At 53.1% G+C, this 6,175-nt stretch carries 5 protein-coding genes and 2 pseudogenes; 3 read left to right on the top strand and 4 right to left on the bottom strand.

Features of this window, described 5'->3' with window-relative positions; genetic code table 11:
* The 3 genes and pseudogenes from ADJ24_RS05055 to ADJ24_RS05065 all read left to right on the top strand — a co-directional run.
* A pseudogene (locus tag ADJ24_RS05055) lies at window positions 1-348 on the top strand (IS3 family transposase); the annotation flags it as partial.
* 672 nt (window positions 349-1,020) lie between these two features.
* Window positions 1,021-2,529: a group II intron reverse transcriptase/maturase gene (gene ltrA, locus ADJ24_RS05060; protein ID WP_001189111.1), complete on the top strand. Its 1,509-nt coding sequence runs from the start codon at window positions 1,021-1,023 to the stop codon at window positions 2,527-2,529.
* Between the two features lie 80 nt (window positions 2,530-2,609).
* Window positions 2,610-3,066 (top strand): annotated as a pseudogene (locus ADJ24_RS05065) (IS3 family transposase); the annotation flags it as partial.
* Between the two features lie 199 nt (window positions 3,067-3,265).
* Here the strand turns inward: ADJ24_RS05065 and fghA are convergent.
* The 4 genes from fghA to frmR all read right to left on the bottom strand — a co-directional run bounded on the left by fghA (window position 3,266) and on the right by frmR (window position 6,028).
* Window positions 3,266-4,102, bottom strand: a complete 837-nt coding sequence (gene fghA, locus ADJ24_RS05070; protein WP_012561110.1) for an S-formylglutathione hydrolase — start codon at window positions 4,100-4,102, stop codon at window positions 3,266-3,268.
* Between the two features lie 64 nt (window positions 4,103-4,166).
* Window positions 4,167-4,565, bottom strand: coding sequence for a VOC family protein (locus ADJ24_RS05075; protein ID WP_012561111.1), 399 nt, complete (start codon window positions 4,563-4,565; stop codon window positions 4,167-4,169).
* A gap of 43 nt (window positions 4,566-4,608) precedes the next feature.
* Window positions 4,609-5,718 carry an S-(hydroxymethyl)glutathione dehydrogenase gene (frmA, locus tag ADJ24_RS05080; RefSeq protein ID WP_017384070.1) on the bottom strand — a complete coding sequence of 370 codons (1,110 nt, stop codon included), beginning with the start codon at window positions 5,716-5,718 and terminating at the stop codon, window positions 4,609-4,611.
* 34 nt (window positions 5,719-5,752) lie between these two features.
* A complete protein-coding gene (gene frmR, locus ADJ24_RS05085; RefSeq protein ID WP_017384071.1) occupies window positions 5,753-6,028 on the bottom strand; it encodes a formaldehyde-responsive transcriptional repressor FrmR in 276 nt (91 codons plus the stop codon).
* Window positions 6,029-6,175: the final 147 nt, after the last annotated feature.

Raw genomic sequence — 6,175 nt, forward strand, 5'->3', positions numbered from 1 at the left:
CGGGTACTGAATGTCGCCCGGGCCGGGTTCTATGCGTGGCTGCATAACCCTGTCTCGGCGCGTGATAAAGATAACCAGCGCCTGCTGATGCTTATCCGCGACTCATATTCCCTGAGCGGAGGCGTATACGGTTACCGGCGGGTTCATGGCGATCTGAACGAAATCGGGGAAACCTGTGGTAGAAACCGGGTGGGTCGGATCATGCAACTGGACCGGATTAAAGCTGTGCGCGGCTATAAAGCGCCACGTCGTATCGCTGGCAGGCCTTCAGTCGTTGCTCCTAATCTCGTGCAGCGGCAGTTCACCGTTGTCCGGGCCACCCAGGTCTGGGTCACCGATATTACTTATAGTGTGCCCGGAGTTCAGGGCGGGCATGGATGCTTAAATGAACCGCGAGTCTGTCTGGAATATTGAACCGGTAACTCACGATGAGAAACCCAACAATCCCACCGGGTGTGACGGTGGAGAACCTGAGCGGCAGTGACCTGCGGCATGCCCGCAGGGTGATGTAACCCGCTGACAACGGGGATTGAGGCGAGATCACTAAGCCGAGATGATCCTCAAGGTTAAGTACTGAAAGGCTGAAGAACATGAACCCGTTAATCCGCCTCTGTGGGTTGAAAACGTCACCACGGCCTACGTGATCTGACAGGCCGTGCAGGAGGAACTGGCAGTGATACGTAAGCACTGCCGGTCGAAGGTGTTTTGACATGTATGCGAAACACCGGGGCAGCAGCGTCTATCACGCTTGCGTTGCTGACTTCTGCCAACTTGCGGCAAGCAAGGATAAAGAGTGCGACGGGCAGCCTCCTCAGTATGCCTGAGTCCAGGCAGGTAAACCGGGGAAGGTCAGCGACGGATGTTAAGGGGGCATGGCTCCGATGACGCGCTGGCTGGCGGAGCTTCCGTAGTAGTCCGCGATGGGGAAAGCCCATTACATGGCGAAGGGAAGCAGTTTGAATGTGTTTGCGACGTGAATTAACTGACCTAACGAGGTGAAGACCTTTGATAATCAGCGAAATGCAACGCAAGCTTGCCACATGGGCGGCCACCGATCCGTCCCTACGGATTCAACGGCTGCTGCGTCTGATAACACAACCAGAATGGCTGGCTGAAGCGGCGCGGATCACGCTTTCATCAAAGGGGGCGCATACCCCCGGCGTTGATGGCGTGAACAAAACAATGCTACAGGCCAGACTGGCTGTTGAGCTGCAAATCCTCAGGGATGAATTACTCTCAGGCCACTACCAGCCCTTGCCCGCCAGACGGGTTTACATCCCTAAAAGCAACGGCAAACTGCGACCACTGGGTATCCCCGCGTTGCGGGATCGTATTGTTCAGCGGGCCATGCTGATGGCGATGGAGCCGATATGGGAGAGTGATTTTCATACGCTCTCATATGGCTTCCGGCCTGAGCGCAGTGTCCACCACGCGATCCGCACGGTGAAATTACAGCTCACAGACTGCGGTGAAACCCGGGGACGCTGGGTGATTGAAGGCGACCTGTCCAGTTACTTCGACACCGTACATCATCGACTGCTGATGAAGGCTGTACGCCGCAGGATCAGTGACGCACGTTTCATGACTCTGCTGTGGAAAACCATCAAGGCGGGACATATCGATGTCGGTCTCTTTCGGGCGGCCAGTGAAGGTGTGCCACAGGGCGGTGTTATATCGCCGCTATTATCGAACATCATGCTGAATGAGTTCGATCAATACCTGCATGAGCGCTACCTGAGCGGGAAAGCCAGAAAAGATCGGTGGTACTGGAATAACAGTATCCAACGGGGCCGAAGTACGGCGGTCAGAGAAAACTGGCAGTGGAAACCCGCGGTGGCGTACTGCCGCTATGCCGATGATTTTGTCCTCATCGTCAAAGGCACCAAAGCACAGGCGGAAGCCATCAGGGAGGAGTGTCGGGGTGTGCTCGAAGGCAGTCTGAAACTCAGGCTGAACATGGATAAGACTAAAATCACCCATGTTAATGACGGCTTTATCTTTCTGGGGCACAGGATCATTCGCAAACGCAGTCGTTATGGCGAGATGCGAGTGGTCTCAACGATCCCGCAGGAGAAAGCCAGAAACTTCGCCGCATCGCTGACAGCACTGTTATCAGGCAACTACAGTGAAAGCAAAGTCGATATGGCTGAACAACTCAACCGAAAACTGAAAGGCTGGGCCATGTTCTATCAGTTCGTTGATTTTAAGGCCAAAGTCTTCAGTTATATCGACCGTGTCGTGTTCTGGAAGCTGGCTCACTGGCTGGCCCGCAAATACCGTACAGGTATCGCTTCCCTGATGAGGTGGTGGTGTAAATCACCGAAACCGGGTCAGAGCAAAACGTGGGTTTTATTTGGTAAAACCAATCACGGCAAGCTCAGCGGCGAAATACTGTACCGGTTGGTGGGGCAAGGCAAGAAGCTGTTCCGCTGGCGGCTACCCGAAGGTAATCCCTATCTGAGGACGGAGACCAGAAACACGTATACATCGCGCTTTACAGAAGTGGCAATGGCGTTCGCCAGCATTTAAATGGAGAGCCGGATGCGCTGAAAGGTGCACGTCCGGTTCGGGGAGGAGAGGCAGGGAAATAGTCCGACTACGCCCTGCCTCTTACTCTACTCCGCACCTGGCAGGGCTGGCTGTATCTGGCGGTGGTTATCGATCTCTTCGCCCGTAATGTGGTCGGCTGGTCGATGAAACCCACTCTCTCACGCGAACTGGCGCTCGACGCGCTGATGATGGCGGTCTGGCGCCGAAAACCAGACAGCGAGGTTATCGTACATAGCGATCAGGGCAGCCAGTACGGCAGTGACGACTGGCAGCGCTTCTACCGGGCCAATAACCTGGCGCCGAGCATGAGCCGGCGTGGCAACTGCTGGGATAATGCGGTGGCCGAATCGTTCTTCAGTTCGCTGAAAAAAGAACGGATCAGAAAACGCATATATAAAACCAGGGATCTGGCCCGGGCGGATCTTCGATTACATTGAAGTCTTCTATAACCGGTCCCGGCGCCACAGCCACCTCGGCGACGTCAGTCCGGAGGCCTTCGAACAGGCCTCGTCGTGAGGACAGGATTTGTCTACAGGCGTGGGGTCAGTCCAAACTATAGGGCAGGATCGTCTACCGGGGCGGGGTCAGTCCATCAACGGCTCGGAAGTGTCTAGATTATCCGTGGCGATTCAGTTACAGTACATCTCAGGTCTGCAGGGTTCAGGCCCTGTTCAGGCCTGAAAATTAAGCACATTTTCTGAGGCTGGAAATCAACTCATGCTGACAGCCTGAGCCTGTTGGCATGGTAAGCAATGTGCTCACCAATAAAGCTGGAAATGAAATAATAGCTGTGGTCGTATCCAGTATGATATCGGAACGACGCATTGAGGTTCATCTCATTGCATACTCTCTCAAGGATTTTGGTGCGCAGTTGCTCTTCATAAAAGGCGTCACTCAGCCCCTGATCAATGAAGATTTCTGGTAATTTTTCACCCTGTAAAATGAGGCTGACTGGATCGTAGGCTTCCCACGTTTTTCTGTTTTCACCCAGGTAAGCGCTAAATGCCTGTTGCCCCCATGGCACCTGAGAAGGCGATACTATCGGGGAAAATGCTGATACGCTCACATATTCACCAGGATTTCGCAGAGCCAGCACCAGAGCACCCAGCCCTCCCATAGAATGACCGGATATAGATTTTCTTGCCGTTGCAGGAAAATGATTCATGACGACATCCGGAAGCTCTCTGAGAATATAGTCATACATCCTGTAATGAACATTCCACGGCTGTTCCGTCGCGTTCAGATAAAAACCGGCCCCCTGGCCAAGATCGTAACTGTCGGCATCCGGGACATTATTACCCCGGGGACTGGTATCCGGGACAACAACGATGACGTTATGCCGGGCTGCATAATGCTGCATACCTGATTTGGTGATGAAATTCTGCTCAGTACAGGTCAGGCCCGACAACCAGTATAGTACCGGCAGTTTTTCTGTTACTGCTTTGGGAGGAAGATACACACCGAAATTCATTTCACAATTAAGGGATTGTGAATAATGCCGGTACACGTTTTGCCAGCCGCCAGAGCTGGCATGCTGCTCAATGAGTTCCATCAGCCGTTATCTCATGGTTATTTCCCCTGACCGAAGCCAGGGGAAGTATCTTTAAATCCGGACGTCAGATAAACGTATACGCCGTGATTTTGTTACCCGCCGGATCCCGCAGGTAGGCAGCATAGGCCCCGGGAAGGTGACCACGCGGGCCAGGTTGACCTTCATCAGCTCCACCGGCGGCAAGGCCGGCAGCATGGAAAGCATCAACCTCTTCCGGGGTGGCAGCAGCGAAGCCGACAGTCACCCCGTTAGCGGAAGGTGCTTCACCGTTGCCCGGACGGGCAATGATAAATGCCGGCTTTTCGCGGCCATAGAGTACCCAGCCGTTGCCAAACGGGCCGAGGTTATTGATACCAAGCGTGCCCAGGACGACATCGTAAAATGCGGAGGATTTCTCGACATCGGCTGCGCCAATGAACACATGAGAAAAGATGCCGTCACCAGAAATTACCGGAGTTGTCATTTTCCACTTCCTTCAGTTTGAGTTGATTAAAATTCTGATGGGATCAGTAATGAATCACTGTCCGGATAGATTTGCCTTCATGCATAAGCTCGAAGGCGTCATTGATTTCATCCAGTGTCATCGTATGGGTTACAAATGGCTCAAGGTCAATATCCCCCTTCATGGCATCCTCGACCATACCGGGGAGCTGAGTGCGGCCTTTTACTCCGCCAAACGCGGAACCTTTCCATACGCGCCCGGTGACCAGCTGGAAAGGACGGGTGGAAATCTCCTGTCCGGCCCCTGCGACACCAATGACAACGGACTGCCCCCACCCACGGTGAGCACTTTCCAGCGCTGCACGCATGACGTTAACGTTACCGATACATTCAAAGGTATGGTCAATACCCCACTTGTTGATATCCAGCAGAACATCTTTAATCGGTTTGTCATAATCATTCGGGTTAATGCAGTCAGTGGCCCCGAACTGACGGGCCAGGTCAAATTTTGTCGGATTAGTATCGATAGCGATAATACGTCCCGCTTTTGCCTGACGGGCCCCCTGTACCGCAGCCAGACCAATTGCCCCCAGACCAAAAATGGCAACTGAATCGCCCGGCTGCACTTTAGCCGTGTTATGGACGGCGCCAATACCGGTAGTCACGCCACAACCCAACAGGCAGACGTGTTCATGGTTCGCCTCCGGGTTAATTTTTGCCAGAGAAACCTCGGCCACAACGGTGTATTCACTGAATGTGGAACATCCCATGTAGTGGTAAAGAGGCTGACCGTTGTATGAAAAGCGAGTGGTCCCGTCAGGCATCAGTCCTTTGCCCTGAGTCTCGCGAACCGATACACAGAGGTTCGTTTTACCGGACTGGCAGAATTCACACTCCCCGCATTCAGCGGTGTAGAGCGGAATAACATGGTCACCCGGCTTCACACTGGTGACGCCTTCACCAACTTCAACGACGATACCGGCTCCCTCGTGGCCGAGAACCACCGGGAAAACGCCCTCAGGGTCATTCCCTGAGAGGGTAAAGGCATCGGTATGGCAGACACCTGTGTGGGTGTTTTTAATCAGCACCTCGCCTTTTTTAGGCGGAGCAACATCAATTTCAACAATCTCCAGGGGCTTCCCTGGTGCAAATGCAACAGCGGCACGTGATTTCATACGTAATATATCCTCAATGTAATAATGGCCTCACCTATTTAAGATAGGCACGAACCAGCTCAATCGTATCGTCAACTGATTTACTGACTTCATGACTGTAGCTGTCATTCTGGTCAAAGGTTTCCCGTATGTGGCTCTCCAGCACCTCTGCCATCAGTCCGTTAGCGGCGCCCCGGACGGCGGCGATTTGCTGGAGAACGGAACGGCATTCAGCGCCACTTTCAAGTGCTCTTTCCAGAGCATCAATCTGACCCCGGATACGGCGAACCCGGGTTAGGACCTTTTTTTTCTCTTCAGGAGTACTGGGCATTGCTTACCTCACTGCTCTGTATTTCTTATACTATAGGGGAGTATTACATTAAGATCAACACATACCCCACTATAGTATAATAAATATATCAGAGCACCGGTAATGACTCCAACTTACTGATAGTGTTTTATGTTCAGATAATGCCCG

It is taken from the genome of Enterobacter sp. 940_PEND (assembly GCF_001059415.1).
Lineage (GTDB): Bacteria > Pseudomonadota > Gammaproteobacteria > Enterobacterales > Enterobacteriaceae > Enterobacter > Enterobacter cloacae_M.